This window comes from Bacillus haynesii, from assembly GCF_001969855.1.
GTDB classification, from domain to species: Bacteria; Bacillota; Bacilli; order Bacillales; family Bacillaceae; genus Bacillus; species Bacillus haynesii.
In genome coordinates this window covers 241,168-260,188 of sequence record NZ_MRBL01000003.1, presented here as the reverse complement: position 1 = coordinate 260,188, position 19,021 = coordinate 241,168, and the positions used below count along the sequence as shown (strand labels likewise).

The following is a 19,021-nucleotide window of genomic DNA, read 5'->3' as shown; positions in this document are numbered from 1 at the left end:
CCGGCCGTCGTTCACTCTGTGTTCATTCCCTTTCTTCCCTGATGAATATGTTACGAAAACATTGTGGGATAAAAATGAAAAGAATATGTGAAATTATGAAAATTGACCAGACTTATGTTAAAACTAGTATAATGTATAATGACGTAGAAAGGATGTGAACCGCCCTTGTCATACTCCATTTATCTAGTTGAAGATGAAGAGAATTTAAATGAATTGCTGACAAAATACTTAGAGAGTGAAGGCTGGCACGTCACTTCTTTTCTAAACGGTGAAAGTGCCAGGCAAAAAATAGGCCAGTCACCTCATTTATGGATTCTCGATATCATGTTACCAGATATCGACGGGTATACGCTAATAAAAGAAATAAAAAATCAAGATCCGGAAGTCCCCGTCATCTTCATTTCTGCGCGCGATGCCGATATTGACAGAGTGCTGGGGCTCGAGCTGGGAAGCAGTGACTATATATCTAAGCCGTTTCTCCCAAGGGAGCTGATCATCCGCGTACAAAAGCTGCTCAAGTTGATATATAAAGAAGAACCGAGAGAAAAGAAAAAAGGAACGCCGGTTTCCTGCTATGAAGTCTATGAGGACTTGAGAGAAGTCTATGAAAATGGCAGCATGATCAATTTGACGTCAAAGGAATTTGATCTTCTGCTTCTATTTATAAACAACCAGGGCCGCGCCTTTTCAAGGGAGGATATCCTCACCAGCGTCTGGGGAGATGATTACTTCGGAACCGACCGCGTCGTCGACGATCTTGTCAGAAGGCTGCGCAAGAAAATGCCCGAACTGAAAGTGGAAACCATCTACGGGTTTGGCTACAGGATGTTGAAATCATGAAGAACAGGTCGCTTGCCTTTCAAATTTGGAGTGTCATTTGCGGCATCCTGTTAACGGTCTCGATTTTGCTGACGTTTTTATTCTCGACGACACTGCAGAACTTTTTCACTGATGAAATTTATACAAACATTGAAAATGAGCAGCATGTTCTGACAGAATACGGATTTTCCGATTCACCGGAAAGAGGCTTCGGCGGAAGCGGCGGATCGCGAAGCACAAACCGCCACGTTCAGCACGTCCTGCTGCCTGAGAAAGGAACCGTCTATCAGAGCCCGCAGATTCTCCCCGATTCATTTATCGAGAAGGTTCAGAAACTCGGCAAAAGGCAGGACGAGTCATCGAAAAGGTATTCGGAGAATGTCAACGGTGAGCACGTTTTTTTTGTGCTCAAAAAAATCCAGACTCAAGACCAGACGTTTCTGCTGTTGTCCTATGCGCTTGATTCATACAGGGACGATTTGTCCCATACGCTGTTTAAGCAGCTGCTGTTTATTTTGATCGTCGTTATTTTGCTGAGCTGGATTCCTTCAATCTGGCTGGCGAAATATTTATCAAGACCGCTCGTCACGCTCGAAAAGCACGTCAAACAAATCTCTAAACAGGATTGGGATGATCCCGTGATTGTCGACAGGGAAGACGAAATCGGCAAGCTGGGGCACACGATTGAAGACATGCGGCAAAAGCTCATCCAGAAAGATGAGACAGAACGCACGCTCCTGCAAAACATCTCCCACGATCTGAAAACGCCGGTCATGGTCATCCGCGGGTATACCCAGTCGATCAAAGACGGCATTTACCCTAAAGGAGATTTGGAAAACACGATTGAAGTCATTGAAGGCGAAGCTGAAAAACTTGAAAAGAAAATCAAGGATCTTCTTTATTTGACAAAGCTTGATTATTTGCTGAGACAAGAAAGACAGTACGGAACTTTCGATATACAAGAGGTCATTAAAGAAGTTGTTGAACGCTTGAGATGGTCCAAAAAAGAATTGAACTGGAAGATTGATCTTGAAGAGGAAACAATGTTGACGGGCGATCAAGAACAATGGAGCAAGCTGTTGGAAAACGTTCTTGAAAACCAGATCCGTTATGCGGAGTCATACATTGACATCAGCGTCAGGTCGACGAAAAAACATACGTTGATCACCATTAAAAATGACGGACCACACATTGAAGAAGAGATGCTTTCCAGCCTGTATGAGCCTTTTAATAAAGGGAAGAAAGGCGAATTCGGCATTGGACTCAGCATCGTTAAACGAATCTTGACGCTCCACCATGCTGACATGACCATTCGGAATGATCAAACCGGTGTGTGCTACTCAATATCCGTTCCGCGAAATTAGACTGTAGACGCTGCAGTCTTTTTTCATATAAACGAATAGCCGTTGAAATCCCGGTAGCTCGGTTTCATCGTGTTTTTTGGCTTTTTCATCCATTTCTTTTCGCACAGAACGTGCTTTGGATATTTGACTTTGTCCACCTTAATTCCCCTGCTGCGCAGGCGTCTGATCATGTCATCGATTTCTTTCATCAACCTTCACCCTTTCTCCACAAATTTTGACCACTCGGTCACCTTACTTTATAATATAAATAATATCAAACAAAAAAACAAGTTACAATCTAGTTAAAAATATAACGAAGCAAAAAAAGTGACCCGCCAGTCACCCCGGTCCGCCGAAAGCCGCTTTCGGGTTCGATCTTTCAGGAAGGTGAAAGCCATGAAACAAAAAGAGAAAGTCATTATTGAAACAGCCATCAAACTTTTCGCAAAAAAAGGATACAGTTCGACTTCAGTCCAGGAGATTGCAAAAGAGTGCCAAATGTCAAAAGGCGCTTTCTACATTTATTTTAAATCAAAGGAAGCACTCCTCCTTTCAGTCCTTCACTACTACTATGAAAGAATCTTTACCCGAATTCAGAAAATCAAAACGGAGCATGACAATCCGCGCGATGTGTACCGGATGCAGCTCATCGTTTTTTTCGAAAACATTTTGGAGCATAAAGAGTTTATCACGATGCAGTTTAATGAGCGGTCAATGCCGATCAATGAAGAAATTGAAGCGTTTGCGAAAAAAATGCGGAGAACCACGCTCAGGCTGCACATCGAAAACATCCAGAACATTTACGGCAAAGACATTGAACCGTACAGCGCCGAACTGTGCTTTATGATCAACGGAATGAGCGATGTCTATCTTGAGCTGATGATTTTGCTGCACCATTCGTTCGATCTGCAGTCTCTCGCCGACCACATGCTGAACCGCCTCGACGATTTGGCAAAGGGGATGATCAAGCGCAATGACCAGCCGCTGATCCCATTCGAAAAAGCAGACGAGTGGTTCGGCCCGTTTTACACATTTGATCCGCTGAAGGACGCCCTACTCAATGAAATGCGCGTCAAAGCGAACAAGCAGTACAACGGCGCTCCTCCTGCCGACCTTGCCGAAAGCCTGGATATTCTGGAGAAAGAGCTGAGAAAAGAAAAGCGTAAAAACGCCATCATCAAAGGCATGATATCCAACTTGAAAGAATATACCGCGATTCGAAAAGAAACGGACAAACTCGCCGAATTGATCAAAAAAGACATGCACCATCCGCACGGATGATCCACAAAACAAAACCGGCTGCAATGCATGCAGCCGGTTTGTTGATTATGCTTTCGGTTTCACCATTTCTTCAGGTTTTACAACCTCGTCGAACTGCTCCTCTGTTAAAAGGTTCAGTTTGAGAGCCGCTTCTTTCAGCGTCAGACCCTCTTTATGGGCCAGTTTCGCGATTTTCGCCGCATTTTCGTATCCGATATGCGGATTTAAAGCCGTAACCAGCATGAGAGAGTTGGTCAGGTTCTTTTCAATTGTTTCCCGGTTAGGCTCGATTCCTACAGCACACTTGTCATGGAATGAATCCATGCCGTCGGCAAGAAGCTGAACGGATTGCAGGAAGTTATAAATAATCACCGGTTTAAAGACATTCAGCTCAAAGTTCCCCTGGCTCGCGGCAAAGCCGATCGTTGCGTCATTCCCCATGATCTGGGATGCGACCATTGTCAGCGCTTCGCTTTGCGTAGGGTTGACTTTTCCAGGCATGATCGAGCTTCCCGGCTCATTTTCCGGGATAATCAGTTCACCGATTCCGCAGCGCGGTCCGCTTGCAAGCCATCTGACATCATTGGCGATTTTCATGAGATCTGCTGCAAGCGCTTTAAGTGCGCCATGCACGTGTGTCAGTTCATCATGGCTTGTCAGCGCATGAAACTTATTAGGCGAGCTTTTGAATGTCTGTCCGGTCAGGGCGCTGATCTCTTTGGCAACGGTGCTTCCGAATTCAGGGTGAGCATTAATACCTGTTCCAACGGCAGTTCCGCCGATGGCAAGGTCGCGGATTTTTTCAGCCGCTTCAAGAATCATCTCTTTAGAGCGGTCCAGCATGTATACCCAGCCGCTGATTTCCTGTCCCAATGTCAGCGGTGTCGCATCCTGCAAGTGAGTGCGGCCGATTTTGACAATGTCTTTGAACGCTTCAGCTTTTTCATGCAGCGTGCTTCTTAAGCGGTCAATCGCCGGAATCAGTTTATCGTGAATCGCGAGGACAGCAGCTACGTGCATCGCAGTCGGGAATGTGTCATTAGAGCTTTGGCTGCGGTTGACATCATCATTCGGATGAACCTTCAGGCTTGATCCTTTTTCCTGCAAATAAGCCGTTCCCCTGTTTGCCACGACTTCATTCATATTCATGTTGCTCTGTGTTCCACTGCCGGTCTGCCAGACGACGAGCGGAAAATGGCTGTCATACTTTCCTTCTAAAATATCATCGCATACAGAAACAATCGCTTCCTTTTTTTCCGCTTCAAGATTTCCAAGCTTTTCATTGGCAATCGCAGCGCTTCTTTTCAAGATTGCAAACGCATACACAATTTCCTGCGGCATTTTCTCAGAACCGATTTTAAAGTTCTCCTTGCTTCTTTGGGTTTGGGCTCCCCAAAACTTATCGGCGGGAACCTTGACTTCACCCATCGTATCTTTTTCAATTCTGTAGTCCACTTTCGTATCCCTTCCTTCTCTAAATCTACAATAGTCTATATTTCGATAAAAATCGCTAAAACCCTTCCATTTAAATTTTATCTTTATTTTAATTTTAGCTCAATATAAACTCGGGAATCTTTTGCATATTTATATTTCGGGTTTGTCTTGCCGTATTCTTTCGATACATATGAAACCTCATAATGCATAGAAAAAGATTGGATAATGCGTTCAATCTCTTCCGGTTTCCCCGTAAGCCTGATCTGCGCCAACTTTTCTCACTCCGTCTCTGTTCAATGAAAATTTCACCAAACACTACTGTAACACAGTATATTGTTTTTTTAACAGGAAAAGATAACCTATATCAAACTCCAGAAACACCAGGGCAGGTGACGATCATGACTCAGTCGGAATTCAAAGAACACATCCATGAAAATCTCGCAATGCTCCTTCCCCATCTCGAGCACAACGATGATCTGGTTCAAAATAAAAAAATGCTGAAGAACGGAATCATTTTTTACTTTTTGTACTTTAAAGATTTGAATGACGACAAGAAAATCCAAAAAGCTGCGAAATTGCTGGTTTCCGATGACAGTTCTTATTCATTGGAAGATGTCCGGCTCCGTTTAAATGAGCTGAATGCGGAACCCGTCACAAAAGAGAAAGACGCAATCAACGCGATCTTCAAAGGAAAGTGCCTGCTCTTGATCAATGGCATGAACGTTATTTTTACGCTGCCGACAGCTGAGAAAAAGAAAAGAAGCCTTGGAGAAGTGAATACGGAAAACGTCGTCAGAGGCCCGAAAGTCGGTTTTATCGAGGATGTCGATACAAATGTGGCCCTAGTCAGGCAGCGTGTCCCGGATAAAGAACTGACCGTTGAAAAAATCCCGCTCGGCAAGCGCAAGTTTAAAGATGCGACCATTCTCTATATCCAGGGCAAAGCGGATGATTCGATTATTAAAGATCTTAAAAAACGCCTGCAGAAGGTTCGGCTGGATGATATTCAAGATTCGGGCGTTCTTGAAGAATTAATCGAGGATAATAAGTACTCGCCGTTTCCGCAGATCCAGAATACCGAAAGGCCTGACAAGGTCTCTTCAGCGCTGTTTAATGGACGGATCGCCATCTTTGTTGATTACTCGCCATTTGCCTTGATCGTGCCTGCTTCTTTCGGAATGGTGATGCAGTCCCCGGACGATTTTTATGAAAGGTGGATCTCTACCACCTTGATTCGATTTCTCCGGTTCAGCTCAATTTTCATCACCCTGTTCCTGTCGGCGTTTTACATTTCGCTTGTGTCTTTTCATCAAGGGATGCTGCCGACGGCTCTCGCTGTTACGATCGCAAGCACGCGCGAAAATGTGCCGTTTCCGCCGCTCCTTGAAGCGCTGATTATGGAAGTGACGATTGAGCTCTTACGGGAAGCGGGACTGCGGCTTCCCAATCCGCTCGGCCAGACGATCGGCCTCGTGGGAGGCGTCGTCATCGGCCAGGCGGCGGTCGAAGCTAATATCGTCAGCTCCGTGATGGTGATCATTGTCAGCATTATTGCCCTCGCTTCTTTTACTGTGCCGCAGTACGGCATGGGTCTGTCGTTTCGTGTGCTTCGTTTCATTTCCATGGTGACTGCAGCTGTGTTCGGGCTTTACGGGATTATATTATGCATGCTCGTCATCTTCACCCATTTGGTCAGACAAAGAAGCTTCGGCATCCCGTATTTTAACCCGAACCATTTTTTCAGCTTAAAACATTCGGATGAAGCCATCATTCGTCTGCCAACAAAAGACCGGGAGGTGAACCCTAAAAATGGCTCCAAAAAATCAGCACGATCGGATTAGCACGTATGAAGCCGCTTCGATCATTACAAGCACAATGCTCGGTGCAGGCCTGCTGACGCTGCCCAGGGCGCTGACGCAAAAGACCCTGTCGCCCGACGGATGGATCGTATTACTCTTTGAGGGGCTCGTCTTTTTTCTCATTATCTACATCAATGCCAAAATCGTTAAAAAACACAATGTCCTGTCTTTTTTTGATTACACAAGAGAAGGCTGCGGCTTTATGATCGGGAATATTCTCAACCTTTTAATCGTTTTATACTTCATGGGCGTGGCCAGCTTTGAAGCGAGAGCAATGGCTGAAATGGCAAAGTTTTTTCTTCTTCAGTTCACGCCAATGAGCGTGACGATTTTTGCTTTTATCGTTTGTGCGATTTATTTGGTCGTCGGGGGTATCAGCGATATGTCAAAGATATTCCCGTTCTTTCTGTCCGTTACCATCGTCATTCTTCTGATCGTCTACGGACTGAGCCTGAATATGTTTCAGCTGAATCATTTGCGGCCGGTCCTCGGCCTTGGATTGGAACCGGTCAGCAGAGCTTTGACGGTGGTTTCCATTTCATTTTTAGGGGTGGAGCTGATGATGTTTCTGCCGAAATACATTAAAAACAAAGAAAAGCTTTTTAAGGCATCGGCGATCGGATTTGGGATACCGCTTTTCTTATATACCCTCACATTTGCGGTCGTTGTCGGGGCGCTGACTGCGACTGAGGTTATGACGATGACATGGCCAACGATCTCTTTGTTTCAGTCTTTTGAGATCAGAGGGATTTTCATCGAAAGGTTCGAATCTTTTTTGCTTGTCATTTGGACGATCCAATTTTTTACAACATTTGTCGTCTATACGTACTTCGCCGCCTCAGGACTTGAAAACGTATTCGGATGGCCTGTGAAAAAAAACGTCCTCTTCATCGGCGCCATTGTTTATCTGGCATCTCTTGTACCGCGGGACTCTAACCAGGTCAGTGCCTTCAGCGATTACCTCGGGTATATTTTTATCGTTGTCTTCTGTGCGCTCCCGCTGCTGATCTTTTTGCTCGTGTCCGTCAAAAGGAGGTTTACATCTTCGTGAAAAAAAAGGGAATGTTAGCAGCCTTGTCCCTGCTTCTCCTTTTAACAGGCTGCTGGGACAGCAGGCAGATCGAACAACTCAGCATTGCCATCGGTCTTGGTCTGGATAAAGGCGAGGCCGATAAAAAGGTGAAATTAACGTACCAGTTTATTGTTCCTAAACAGATCGGACAAGACGGCAACGCTCAGGACCCGACCAAAGTGGTGTCCACCTCCGGAAACACGGTTCATCAAACCATCCGTTCCACCGCTTTGAAAAATTTCCCGGTATTCTCGCAGCATCTGCAAGTCCTGATTTTCTCGGAGGAGCTTGTATCCGATATTTCGCTGGAAGCATTGATCAATCAGTTTATTAGGGACAACAGCATCAGAAGGAGCAGCGAAGTCTATATGACGCCCGGGACTGCCGGCAGCATTTTGAAGATTGACGATGCAGGGGATCCCGCGTCAGACGTGATCCACAACATATCTGAAAACAGAGCATCAACAATCAAGCTGCTCAAGCCTGTCACATTGGGCGACATTTCGATCAAAATGCAATCTGATTTATCTTATATCATGCCAAAGGTTGTCATTGAAAAAGGACAGCTCCAGCTTGAAGGCGGCGCCGTGATCAAAAACAACAAATACCATGCAAACCTTTCGCCCCCTCAGATCGAAGCGCTGAATTTATTAACGGGCAAAGTAATCGGCGGGGTGATTGACTCAAGTCATGATGGACATTTGTTCTCGTATGAAGTGTTTTCGATGACCCACCGCGTACGGGCGATGAGGCAGAACGGAAAGTACAAATTTGTCATCAATGCCAATATTAAAGGAAGACTGTCAGAGGACTGGTATCTTGGAGAGGATTCTTTTAATGATCAATATATTAAAAACATAGAAAAATCGGTTCAAAAAGACATTGAAAAGCGGGTTGAGCAGCTGATCCATGTCCTGCAGCACGATATCAAAACGGACGTCACCGATCTTTCCGACAATGCACGGATCAATTTTCCGAAGGAATGGGAAAGAGACAGATCCAATTGGGATAAGCACTTCAGCGAAGCCTATATCGACTATCATATCAAAGCGACGATTCAGGACTTTGGGACAAAAGGTGCGACAAAAAGCAGATAGCGGCCCGTTTTTCTGATAGAATGTGTTTGAAAGGGTGATGAGCTTGAAGCGGATATTGCACATGACAGGCATTTTTTTGATTGCAGCGGCAGTCATTCTGTCCGGATTCATTATCAGTGATGTCGCTTATGATCCGTTTATGGAGGATTCGCAGTCGATGCTTTTCTTTACGATCGGCACATACCTCACCACTCCGTTTTTTTGCTTCATCGGCGGATTCATTTTGCTAGGCATCGGCAAATTGATCGACTTGCAGGAGAAACACAACGCCATAGTGGCCGAGCGGCTCGACATCATTTGCCAAAACGGCGCAGCGGGCGAACATGCACGCGAAGAAAACGAGACCGCCCAACTTACCGCCCGCACGGTTGAAACAGATTCATTCACTCTTCCTGCAGCTGAGGACCGAAAATACTGGAACGGCTGAAAAACGGCTTTCTTGAGAAAGCTGTTTTTTTGTTTGATCAGTCGACAAGTTTGTTTCGGTGGGCGTAGACTGCGGCTTGGGTCCGGTCGTCGACTTCAAGCTTGGAAAGGATGTTCGTCACATGCGTTTTAACTGTTTTAATGGTGATAAATAATTCTTCAGCAATATCTTTGTTTGTTTTACCTTCTGCTACAAGTTTGAGGATTTCCAATTCTCTTGCCGTCAGCGATTGATGAAGGGGCTGTTCGCCGGCTGAGTGTCTTAGCTTGGACAATACTTTGCCTGCGACTTTGGCTTCAAGCTTTGGTTCTCCCACGCTCGCAGCCCTGATCGCATCGGCGATTTCACTCGCTTTCGACGTTTTCAGCAAATAGCTGAGCGCTCCGGCTTCGATGACCGGATAGACCTTGTCATCATCAACGAAGCTCGTCAGAACGATGATTTTCGGATCGGCAAGCTGCCGGCAGATTTCTTTCGTGGCCTCAATTCCGTCCATTCCTTCCATCACAAGATCCATCAAAATCACGTCGGGTTTGGTTTCCACCGCCAATTCAACGCCGCGCTTTCCGTCTGAAGCCTCTCCAATCACTTCAATATCAGGCTGGGATTCCAGGAAAGCGGCCAGCCCCATTCTCACCATCTCATGATCATCAATTAACAATACTCGAATCACCTTTTAAGCCTCTCCTTTTTGTTGTTCAAAAATCGGAACCTTTACATCAACTTGTGTTCCTTTTCCCGTAAATGAAATGATTTCGGCCACTCCGCCGACTTCGCTGGCTCTTTCCTTGATCGAGTTCAGCCCGTACGAAGATGTTTTGACGGCGTCCATCTTAAATCCTTCACCATTGTCAATGACTTTCAACTGGAGCTGTTTGTTCCTGAGCAGCAGTCGGACGGTGACTTTTGTCGCTTTTGAATGCCGGAACACGTTTGAGAGCGCTTCTTGAACGATCCTGAACAGGTGGTCTTCCACACCTTTCGGAAGTTTGCCCGCATCCTCGATCTCCCAATCGATGTCGATCGACTGTTTCGCTTTAAATTCTTTCAAAAGATCTGCAAGCCCTTCTTTTAGACCTTTCCCTTCAAGCGTAACAGGTCGCAAATGTAAAAGCAGCGCCCTCATTTCATTCTGGGCATCGGCCGCCATTTTTTCGACCATTTTCAGCCTTTGGGCGAGCTTCTCTTCAGCGGCAGCGTCGATTCCCTCCAATACGGCTGAAGTCATCATGGAAATCGCAAACAGCTGCTGGCTCACCGCATCATGCAATTCGCGCGCGAGACGCTGCCGCTCTTCGGAGATCACCGATTTTTTCATTTGATCCTGCCATTCCGCTCTCTCATTGGACAGCTTTTGCAAAGAGGCAACCTGTCTTTCGATCCGTTTGGCCATCTCATTGAGCTGGTCGGCGGCCAGCCCGATCTCATCGTCTCCAAGCGACGGAATCCGGTAGGCAAAGTTGCCGTTTTCGTACTTTAGAATCGATTCGATCAGCTTTTCAAGCCGTTTTTTCAGCTGATTGCCGAACATATAACCTGAGCCGAATCCGACAGCTACGCTGATCAATGCGAGAAGCGCGATAAACGGAATCCCGAACCACCTGGAAACGATAAGTACACTTGGATCCAGCTGGTAGTAAAACAGCATAAATCCCAATACTGCAATAAAAATCGTAAAGCTGACACCAAGGGATAAGCGGACGGCGCGCCATTGAATGTTTGCAAGTCTGTTCGTTCTCATATGAACCGCACATCCACATCGCCGATAAACAGCGAAATCGAAATTTTGACCCGTCGTGCCGACTGCTCGTAATTCTCTGTCTCGGTATAGATTTGATTGCCGATACCGCTTTTTCGGCCGCCGATGACGTCAATGTCTCCAACGAACGCAGAAGAGCTGATGGACACCTCAAGATCGGACGGAATGTAAATATCGACATCTCCGATCAACCCCGTAATGACGATGGTGTTTTCTCCCTCTGAAATAATCGCCTTTGACAAATCGATTTTCACGTCACCGATAAACCCGGAGATATTCAAATCATTTAAGTCAAAAGGTGTTTTCATCAATTTTACATCACCGAAAAAGAAGCTGCGCTGTCCCGGACTGTTCTTCTCCTGAAGCGGCTTGGAATCCGCCTTTTCCTTTCCTCTTCCTTTCGGCTTATGGCGGTCAAATACCGGCTGGTTTGTCACCAGCCGGTATCCCGCATAGATTAAGAAAGCGGCAAAGAAAAAGCCGAACAGGCTGAATGTAATGCTGAAGATGTCTTTCAGCAGCAGAAAGCCCGCAAAAATATACATGACAGACCCGAGCCAGCGGCGGGAATATTTGTGAAGAAAATACCCGGCAAAAAGAAAAGCGAGCGGCCAGAATAACGCGTCTCCAAGCCCGCTGTTTTGCAAAAATATGCTGATTCCGAAGAGTACAATGATCAGTCCGATCAGCTGGTTTTTTGTAAGACGCATGCTGACTCGAGCCCCCTTTCTTCTTGTCGATTACTCAATTGAGACATTTCCGCTCGTAATGGAGATGTTGATTTTATTTTTTCCATTTCTTTTTTTTCCAGTCAGCGTCCGTTTCTCATTGGTGACTTGGTCAAATGAATAAGAATGACTGATGTTCCCGCTTGTCGACTCGGCTTCAAGACTGATGTCGGCATCATCGGGAAGTTTGAGCTTGGTGTTTCCGGATGTCTGTTTGATGCTCAGTGGATCGTTAATCTCTGTAAAAGAAGCACGCAAATTGCCCGAAGTCTGTTTGATGCTGAGTCTGCCGGTGACATTTTCAAGTTTTGTATTACCGGATGTGGAGCGGATGTCAGCAGCTGCCGTTTGAACGTTTTCCAGTCTGACCGCCCCTGACGTCCCTTTTACAGAAAGGTTTTGCGCCTGAAGGTCATCTGCCTTGAGGCTGCCGCTTCCCGACTTTAAGGCTACATTTCGCAAATGCAGATCGCCGCCGGACAGTTTGACATTTCCGCTTCCCGAAGAAATCGCCAGATCATCTTGATATTCAGGAGGGATCTTGACAATCAGCTCATTTTTCTTCCAGAAAAACGGCCAAAAGCCTTTCGAATGAGCGGAAAGCTGAAGTGTACGCCCCTGTTCAGACGAATCAAGCCGGACGTTTTTTCCTGAAATCTCGGCTTTTATATCATCGCGGTTTTCAGCTTGAATGTTGACTGTTATACTCTTTGCATCAATGTCAATTTTATCGATGTCTTTTGCCTGTGCATGATATGTGCGGTCTGACTCGTCATTGAAGCCGAAGAAAGAAAAGCCTTCACGCCCATTAAACATCATGCCGGCAAGGATGAGAATGCCGGCGATGATCAGCAGTTTTCCAAACGTTTTTTTCATGTGGATAATCCTTTCGGCTAATAAGTGTATGCTCCTTATTATAAGGAAAATGAACTTTGAAAGAAATCAAAAATTGCATAAGGGGCCTGTGAGAGCCCCTATTCGTTTATGCATTTCCCGCATGTGTCTGCTTTTCCAAGCCTGTCTTTTCAGCCCTCATTTTTTCCAGCTCTTCTTCCACCTCTTTTGCATATTCAAGGCGGCCGAATGGGCTGCTTGATGAAGCGGATAATTCAGCATAGCTGTTCACCTTTGTTTCCATCTCTTCAATGCGGTTTTCCACTCTCATAAATTCCCGGTAGGCACTTTCGCTGTCGATTTTATTAAATGATGCATTCATATGTTCTTTCGCTTTCACCGCGTTTGCCCTGGCAATCAGCGCATGCTTGCGGTCTTTGATATCGCGCAGTTTAACCTCAAGTGTCTCCAGCTGTTCCTTTAATTCGGCAAGCTGCTTTTTCGCATGCTGGTGAGCGTCCTTGTATTCAGCAGCTTTTTCTTCAAAATACTTCATTTCTGAGAGCGCCTTTTTAGCAAGGTCTTCTTCACCTGCATCGAGAGCGAGCTGAGCCTGGTTTCTTCGCTTGACAACAAGCTTTTCGGCTTCTTCCACTTTTCCTTTAAAACTATGTTCAATTGTCTGCTGCTTGACGATGGTATGCTTCGCCTTGGCAATATCGCTTTCCATGTCGCGTACGTATTGATTCAGCATCACCCTGGGGTTCTCAAGTTTATCCAATCCTTCATTTACTGATGCGACAAACATGTCTCTGATTCTTTTTAAAGCCATGATCTCGTCCTCCCAAAAATATTTATTTATTCTTTTTCAAAAACTCTTCCCACTCTGCATCAAAGCCTGTGTCATATGAAGCAGCCGCAGGCTCCGTTTTCTCTGAATAAAGGATGTCATCCTGTTTGTCATCCTGCTTCATCATTTTCCATCCGAAATAAACCATCGCTGTAGCAACCGCGATGCCGATCAGAAACGGCAATGACCCTCCCAAAAACATGATGCCGAAGATCGCGGCCAGTACTGCGGCAAACTGGCGGCCGTCCTTCCATTTTTTCACGGAATAGAATAGAAGCAATGCTCCAATTGCACCTGTAACCAATCCGCCGAAATGGCCTCCACCGAAGAATAGGGAGATGCCAAAAAGGATTAGAAAAAAGCCGATGATGGACTTCCCATTTATATTCATATTTGTTCCTCCTTTCTCGTTCATGTCTTCACTATAGTCAATTTCAGGCTTCGACAAAACGAGTCACAGATTGATTTTGCCGTACGACCAGGGTCGTATGGCACATCGGACCCGCTCGCATGAAAAGACCGCTCATCTCAGCCAGAGAGCGGTCTTTCTGCACTTTCTTCTGCTATGATTCGACTTTAGGATTCCAGCCATCCAGTACATTTTCAACTGTCCATTTCTCAGCCTCATGATCGGCAAGCTGCCTTCGGGCCTCATGCGAAATCGCACCCGGACCCGTATTCCCGTATTCGTACAATCTGGCATCGGCCGCAGAAAAGCCTGACATATCCGTCCATCCCTCAGGCTTGATATGCGCGCCTAAATCGCAGCGGTGATATAACACACTGGCGATGGCGTCGGGGTCTCCTCCCGGATGCCAAGGACGCCCGAGGTATACGGTTCCAGCCGCGGCATCGCTTGTCAGTCTGCAGTTTGTCAACAAAAAGCCGAACGGCTTTGCGATATGCGTGCTCGCAGCTGTCACATAACCGTTGTTAGTAGCGGACCCCCGGTCAGCGCTATGAATCTGGCACTCTTCAAATACGGATCTTGCTCCTCCGAAAATGAAATCGACATCGCCTTCTATATAGCATTGATAAAAATATTGCGTACCGTCATTGACAAACAGTGTATCTTGTCTGCCTATAAACCTGACATGTTTGAACGTCATCATGTTTCCTTTCGCATAAACCGCCACTGCTTGCGTGCCGGTCGTGTCGACTTTCGTGCGGTCGAACGAGTTTTCAAACGTCAGATTTTCGGCTTCAACATGATCCGCATAAATAAACACACTTGAACTTCCGGTCGTGCCGTATTTCCCTCCTCCTTCCTTTTCTTTTCCGGCATAGTTGTCATAAGTAATCACAGTCTCGTAACGATTTTCGCCGATCAGCTTCACAAACGGCTTTGTAGCCGGAATATGAACGACTTCTTTGTAAACCCCTTTTTTGATGAATATCACTTTCTGTTCCTGACTGTACTCAGGCAAAGCATCGATCGCCTCTTGAACGGTTTGAAATTCGCCGTCTCCATCCTTCGAAACCGTCAGCCGTATAGCGGCTGCCTCCCGATTGACCACTTGAACACACCCTCTCTTTGAAAACGTTTACTTAACGTTTACGACAAAAAGCCGTTTTCCCCTGCCGGAAAACGGCTTGATCTGATCAATCGGCCCGTTTCTGTTCGATAACGATTGGTGAATGGCTTATTCATAATTTTTTCTTTGTCCGGAATACGTCAGCGCTTCGTTCATATTCGACATCCACTTCCCCGAGCCGGTGATTGACAATGCGCGCCGCCGCAAATAAATAATCGGACAGCCGGTTGACGTATGGCAGCGCAAGCGGCGGAATGTCTTCTTCTTTGGCCAAAGCGACTATCTTTCGTTCAGCTCTTCTGATGACCGTTCTCGCTGCATGCAAAAATGATGCCGCTTCTGTTCCGCCCGGAAGAATAAACTTGGTCAGCTGCGGCGCTTCCTCGACATAGGCGTCAATTCGTACTTCAAGCATCGTGATCGATTCAGCCTTCAGCTTGCCTTCTTCCTGAACATTGATATTCGCCAAATCACTGCCGCAGTCGAACAGCTCATGCTGGATGGCGGTCAACTCTGACAGAATATCTTGAAACAGCGCTTCTTCCGCTTTTAAATAAGACTGAGCCAGCCCGATGAAACTGTTTGCTTCATCTAGCGTGCCGTACGCTTCCACTCTAAGATGATCTTTATCCGCCTTTCCGCCAATTAAACTCGTTTTTCCCTGATCGCCTGTTTTTGTATATAGTTTCATTTCATACCCCTCTCTTGATCACTTGTCCCTATAGTATACCCTGTTTATAATGGCTGCATAGATCGTTTCATTATGAAACACAAAATTCAGGAGCAATCATCAAAAACAAAGTTTTGTTGAATAAAGAAACACTCACTTTTATAATAGAAATGTAAACGTTTTTATTCAAAGACAGGTGGGATGAGGATGGAATTGAATCAGCAAACGGCCATTATCACCGGTGCAAGCCGCGGCATCGGCAGAGCCATTGCAGAAACGCTTGCGGATAAAGGGGCAAATGTCGTCATCAATGGGACAAACGAAGAATTGCTCAAGTCCCTGTGCACACAATTGAATACCGAGAGAAAGTGCGCTTCTTATGTTGCAGGTGATGCAAGTTTGCCGGAAACAGCCTTGCTTCTCATCGCTGAGGCAAAACAGCAGTTTGGGCGGATCGATATTTTGGTCAACAATGCCGGCATTAATTTGCGCAAAACGACCGTTGATACGTCGCTTGAAGAGTGGAAAAGAGTGATAGATTTGAATTTAACCGGCACCTTTCTTATGTGTCAGGCTGTCATCCCGGAAATGATCATGCAGGGCGGCGGAAAAATCGTCAACATGAGCTCAACGACGAGCAAAACACCGCATCACAATGCCTCTCCTGCTTACGGTGCTTCGAAAGCAGGCATCAACTATTTAACGATGCATTTGGCAAAGGAGCTCGCTGAACACCGCATTCATGTCAACGCTGTCTGCCCGGGGCCGATTGAGACGGATATGAGCAAGCAGTGGAGCGAGGCGTATCGTGCAGCAGTCGTCGAACGGATTCCGCTGAAAATGATCGGCTCACCAGAGCATGTCGCAAACGTTGTCGCCTTCCTGGCCTCTGACAAATCTGACTTTATGACGGGTGAAACCATTAATATTAACGGCGGCACCTACATGAACTAAAAAGAAGAGCCTCCTTAAAATCGGAGGGCTCTTCTTTTTTATACATGCCGTTCACGTGTACCGGACAGCATGATCGCCTGTCTCACCGCTTCTTCTAAACTGGCAGGATCAGCTTTGCCGGTTCCCGCAATATCAAAGGCTGTTCCGTGGTCAACACTCGTACGGATTATCGGCAGGCCGACTGTAATGTTCACACCTGCTTCAAGGCCAAGCACCTTAATCGGGCCGTGTCCTTGATCATGATACATCGCCACCACTATATCAAAGTCGCCTCTCACTGCTCTGAAGAAAAGCGTGTCAGCGGGCAGCGGGCCGAATGCCTGTATACCTTCACTTTGTGCGCGTTCAACGGCAGGGACAATTTTCTCTTCCTCTTCTCCATGTCCAAACAAACCATTCTCACCGGCGTGAGGGTTAATGCCGCACACGGCGATATTAGGCTGCGGAATGCCTGCGCGAATCAGCGTGTCATGCGCCAATTGAATTGTCGTGTACACCCGATTCACATCAATGAGATGAATGGCGTCAAGCAGACCGACATGGGTCGTGACATGGACCACTTTCAGGTTCGGTGCAGCCAGCATCATCGCATAGTCCTTTGTTTGCGTCAATTCAGCTAAAATTTCGGTGTGACCCGGGTACATGTGCCCCGCTTTATGGAGGGCTTCTTTATTTAAAGGCGCTGTGCAAATGCCGTCAATCCGCTTCTCGTTGGCAAGGGCAATCGCCTGTTCAAGATAGCGGAACGCTGCGTTTCCCGCTTCAGCCGACACCTTGCCGACTCTCAGATCATCTGTCAGCAGCTGAAGGTCCAGGCAAGGAATGACGCCGGGCTTTACATCAGCTGCCTCTTCCGGCTCGCTGATTTTTACAATGTCTGCGTCTGAGCCGGTGAACGTCTTCGCTCTGTTTAAAATGCTGTAATCCCCAATCACAAACAATGTTCCGTTTTCATGCAAACTGTTTTGCTCAAATGCCTTGATGATAATTTCCGGGCCGACACCTGCCGCATCCCCCATCGTCAACGCAATGATTGGTTTTGCCATCTGTCTTCCTCCTCTAAATTTCTCAGCACCTCAACGGCTCTTAGAACAGAATCGTTTTGACCATAGGCGCCCGCCTTTGTCACCGCATATATATCTGTGTTGAGCAACTTGCCCAGCGGTATGCCCGCTTCAATTTCACCAAGCAGCTGAATGCCGTCTGCACCAAGCTCGTTGCAAATCGCACGCGCTGTGTCTCCGCCTGTCAAAACGAGGCGTTTTAACCCTGTCATCTTGACGATTTCAGTTGTAACTGCACCAAGAAATCGGGAGAGCCGTTCGCCTACAGTCTGCCGGTCAAGGCCTTGGCTTCTCCCAAAAGCGATGATGCGCTGCACAGTTTCCGGCTTCGCATCAGTATAAAGCAGAACATCTTTCCCTTGATGAGCCAGCACTTGATCGAGCGCACGCTTCTGCTCCCGTGTTTCACATCCATTCAATACGTTCAGCGGATTGATGCACACGTCAAGGGGTTCCTGCTGACCTCTTAAATATGCGAGCTGTCCATTTGTTATGTTCGATGCACTGCCGGAGACGATCATTACCGGCTCATTCCGTCTGTCTGTCTGCAGCGGCCTCTTTCTGACATGCCGGGCGAGTGCACCGGCCAGTCCGGCAGCGCCGACCCATAATATGGATTGCCCGCTGTTCATGAACACCTGCACGATGCGATGCAGATCCTCATTTGTCTCTGCATCGCAGACAAACCATTCATGCCCTTGGGCTATCCACGATTTAAGGTTTTTCTGCACCTGTTCATCAGGTTTGCGAAACGTTTCGATGCCTACCGCTTTTGGCAGAATTTGCGTTTGCCTGAAAAGCAATTCAGCGATCCGCGATTCAGTAACCGGTGTTTTCGGATCAATGGCTGCTTCAGTTTCATGGACAGGCAGCCCATTGACATAATGCACGCCATCCACAGTAATCCGCCTTGCATCAGGAAAAGCAGGGGCGATGACTGCTGCATCAAAACGCCCCAAATCCATCAGTGCTTTGATTTCGACCCCGATGTTTCCCCTTAATGTAGAGTCAATTTTCTTTAAAAAAAGGTGGGATTCAAGGTGTGCGAACGGATGCGATGCTGAACTGACTTCTTTGTAAGCCTCGCTCGGCGACGCACCGCGCGTGTCCGTATCTAATATCATGACATCTTCTTTGACATTCGCTGGATTTGCACCGGACTGGTCAAAAAGAACTGCTGCGCTCAGTCCGGCTTTAACAAACTGAACGCCTGTGTCATTGGCACCCGTCAAATCGTCAGCGACAATCAATATTTTTTGGCTGATGTCCGCTCCTTTTTTGCATCGTACGTTTGTCATATTGACACCTCGGTCTCA

Annotated in this window: 21 protein-coding genes; 8 read left to right on the top strand and 13 right to left on the bottom strand. The window is 46.6% G+C overall.

The annotated features are described in order from the left end of the window. The first annotated feature begins 165 nt into the window (after window positions 1-165). On the top strand, window positions 166-840 hold the full coding sequence (locus BTA31_RS03345) for a response regulator transcription factor (protein WP_076788883.1): 675 nt from the start codon (window positions 166-168) through the stop codon (window positions 838-840). Continuing rightward, window positions 837-2,183 (top strand): two-component system sensor histidine kinase CssS, encoded by a 1,347-nt coding sequence (gene cssS / locus BTA31_RS03340; protein ID WP_043927175.1) that lies wholly within the window; start codon window positions 837-839, stop codon window positions 2,181-2,183. Before BTA31_RS03345 ends, cssS begins: the two co-directional genes overlap by 4 nt. A 23-nt stretch (window positions 2,184-2,206) precedes the next feature. Here cssS and spxO read toward each other — a convergent pair whose 3' ends face one another. After that, the gene (gene spxO / locus BTA31_RS22955; RefSeq protein WP_023856228.1) at window positions 2,207-2,371 is read right to left on the bottom strand and encodes an anti-adapter protein SpxO; all 165 of its coding nucleotides are present in this window, start codon (window positions 2,369-2,371) and stop codon (window positions 2,207-2,209) included. A 187-nt stretch (window positions 2,372-2,558) separates the two neighbouring features. On the opposite strand from spxO, the gene BTA31_RS03335 reads away from it, so the two are divergent. After that, the gene (locus tag BTA31_RS03335; RefSeq protein WP_076788882.1) at window positions 2,559-3,443 is read left to right on the top strand and encodes a TetR/AcrR family transcriptional regulator; all 885 of its coding nucleotides are present in this window, start codon (window positions 2,559-2,561) and stop codon (window positions 3,441-3,443) included. A 45-nt stretch (window positions 3,444-3,488) separates the two neighbouring features. On the opposite strand, the gene fumC is transcribed toward BTA31_RS03335, so the two are convergent. Both fumC and BTA31_RS03325 read right to left on the bottom strand, forming a co-directional pair. Further along, a complete protein-coding gene (gene fumC / locus BTA31_RS03330; protein WP_076788881.1) occupies window positions 3,489-4,877 on the bottom strand; it encodes a class II fumarate hydratase in 1,389 nt (462 codons plus the stop codon). Window positions 4,878-4,960: 83 nt separating this feature from the next. Then, window positions 4,961-5,128 (bottom strand): YvzF family protein, encoded by a 168-nt coding sequence (locus tag BTA31_RS03325; RefSeq protein ID WP_076788880.1) that lies wholly within the window; start codon window positions 5,126-5,128, stop codon window positions 4,961-4,963. A 126-nt stretch (window positions 5,129-5,254) separates the two neighbouring features. Here BTA31_RS03325 and BTA31_RS03320 point away from each other — a divergent pair, with 126 nt between their 5' ends. The 4 genes from BTA31_RS03320 to BTA31_RS03305 are packed head-to-tail and all read left to right on the top strand — an operon-like array spanning window position 5,255 to window position 9,311. Continuing rightward, window positions 5,255-6,697 (top strand): spore germination protein, encoded by a 1,443-nt coding sequence (locus BTA31_RS03320; RefSeq protein ID WP_076788879.1) that lies wholly within the window; start codon window positions 5,255-5,257, stop codon window positions 6,695-6,697. Continuing rightward, complete coding sequence (locus tag BTA31_RS03315) at window positions 6,666-7,766, top strand: endospore germination permease (protein WP_076788878.1); 1,101 nt, start codon at window positions 6,666-6,668, stop codon at window positions 7,764-7,766. Before BTA31_RS03320 ends, BTA31_RS03315 begins: the two co-directional genes overlap by 32 nt. Then, window positions 7,763-8,884, top strand: coding sequence for a Ger(x)C family spore germination protein (locus BTA31_RS03310; RefSeq protein ID WP_076788877.1), 1,122 nt, complete (start codon window positions 7,763-7,765; stop codon window positions 8,882-8,884). The genes BTA31_RS03315 and BTA31_RS03310 overlap by 4 nt, the downstream gene beginning before the upstream one ends. 43 nt (window positions 8,885-8,927) lie before the next feature. Further along, the gene (locus tag BTA31_RS03305; RefSeq protein ID WP_043927180.1) at window positions 8,928-9,311 is read left to right on the top strand and encodes a hypothetical protein; all 384 of its coding nucleotides are present in this window, start codon (window positions 8,928-8,930) and stop codon (window positions 9,309-9,311) included. A 37-nt stretch (window positions 9,312-9,348) separates the two neighbouring features. Here BTA31_RS03305 and liaR read toward each other — a convergent pair whose 3' ends face one another. The 8 genes from liaR to BTA31_RS03265 form a co-directional block, all read right to left on the bottom strand. Next, entirely contained in the window at window positions 9,349-9,984 is a 636-nt protein-coding gene (liaR, locus tag BTA31_RS03300; RefSeq protein WP_043927181.1) for a two-component system response regulator LiaR, read from the bottom strand. 3 nt (window positions 9,985-9,987) lie between these two features. Then, window positions 9,988-11,052 carry a two-component system sensor histidine kinase LiaS gene (gene liaS / locus BTA31_RS03295; protein ID WP_043927182.1) on the bottom strand — a complete coding sequence of 355 codons (1,065 nt, stop codon included), beginning with the start codon at window positions 11,050-11,052 and terminating at the stop codon, window positions 9,988-9,990. Next, on the bottom strand, window positions 11,049-11,780 hold the full coding sequence (gene liaF / locus BTA31_RS03290; protein ID WP_043927185.1) for a cell wall-active antibiotics response protein LiaF: 732 nt from the start codon (window positions 11,778-11,780) through the stop codon (window positions 11,049-11,051). The genes liaS and liaF overlap by 4 nt, the downstream gene beginning before the upstream one ends. 30 nt (window positions 11,781-11,810) lie before the next feature. Beyond that, window positions 11,811-12,674, bottom strand: coding sequence for a LiaG family protein (gene liaG, locus BTA31_RS03285; RefSeq protein ID WP_076788876.1), 864 nt, complete (start codon window positions 12,672-12,674; stop codon window positions 11,811-11,813). A 106-nt stretch (window positions 12,675-12,780) separates the two neighbouring features. Continuing rightward, complete coding sequence (gene liaH / locus BTA31_RS03280) at window positions 12,781-13,464, bottom strand: stress responsive protein LiaH (RefSeq protein ID WP_076788875.1); 684 nt, start codon at window positions 13,462-13,464, stop codon at window positions 12,781-12,783. A 22-nt stretch (window positions 13,465-13,486) separates the two neighbouring features. Next, window positions 13,487-13,873 (bottom strand): protein liaI, encoded by a 387-nt coding sequence (locus BTA31_RS03275; protein WP_076788874.1) that lies wholly within the window; start codon window positions 13,871-13,873, stop codon window positions 13,487-13,489. Window positions 13,874-14,045: 172 nt separating this feature from the next. Next, window positions 14,046-14,999, bottom strand: a complete 954-nt coding sequence (locus tag BTA31_RS03270; RefSeq protein ID WP_076788873.1) for a pectinesterase family protein — start codon at window positions 14,997-14,999, stop codon at window positions 14,046-14,048. Window positions 15,000-15,129: 130 nt separating this feature from the next. Beyond that, window positions 15,130-15,708: a cob(I)yrinic acid a,c-diamide adenosyltransferase gene (locus BTA31_RS03265; RefSeq protein WP_076788872.1), complete on the bottom strand. Its 579-nt coding sequence runs from the start codon at window positions 15,706-15,708 to the stop codon at window positions 15,130-15,132. A gap of 186 nt (window positions 15,709-15,894) precedes the next feature. On the opposite strand from BTA31_RS03265, the gene BTA31_RS03260 reads away from it, so the two are divergent. Then, the gene (locus tag BTA31_RS03260) at window positions 15,895-16,641 is read left to right on the top strand and encodes an SDR family NAD(P)-dependent oxidoreductase (RefSeq protein ID WP_076788871.1); all 747 of its coding nucleotides are present in this window, start codon (window positions 15,895-15,897) and stop codon (window positions 16,639-16,641) included. A 38-nt stretch (window positions 16,642-16,679) separates the two neighbouring features. Here the strand turns inward: BTA31_RS03260 and pdxA are convergent, their stop codons facing one another. Then, the gene (gene pdxA, locus BTA31_RS03255; RefSeq protein ID WP_076788870.1) at window positions 16,680-17,687 is read right to left on the bottom strand and encodes a 4-hydroxythreonine-4-phosphate dehydrogenase PdxA; all 1,008 of its coding nucleotides are present in this window, start codon (window positions 17,685-17,687) and stop codon (window positions 16,680-16,682) included. Continuing rightward, entirely contained in the window at window positions 17,663-19,003 is a 1,341-nt protein-coding gene (locus BTA31_RS03250; RefSeq protein ID WP_076788869.1) for a four-carbon acid sugar kinase family protein, read from the bottom strand. The genes pdxA and BTA31_RS03250 overlap by 25 nt, the downstream gene beginning before the upstream one ends. Window positions 19,004-19,021 lie beyond the last annotated feature (18 nt).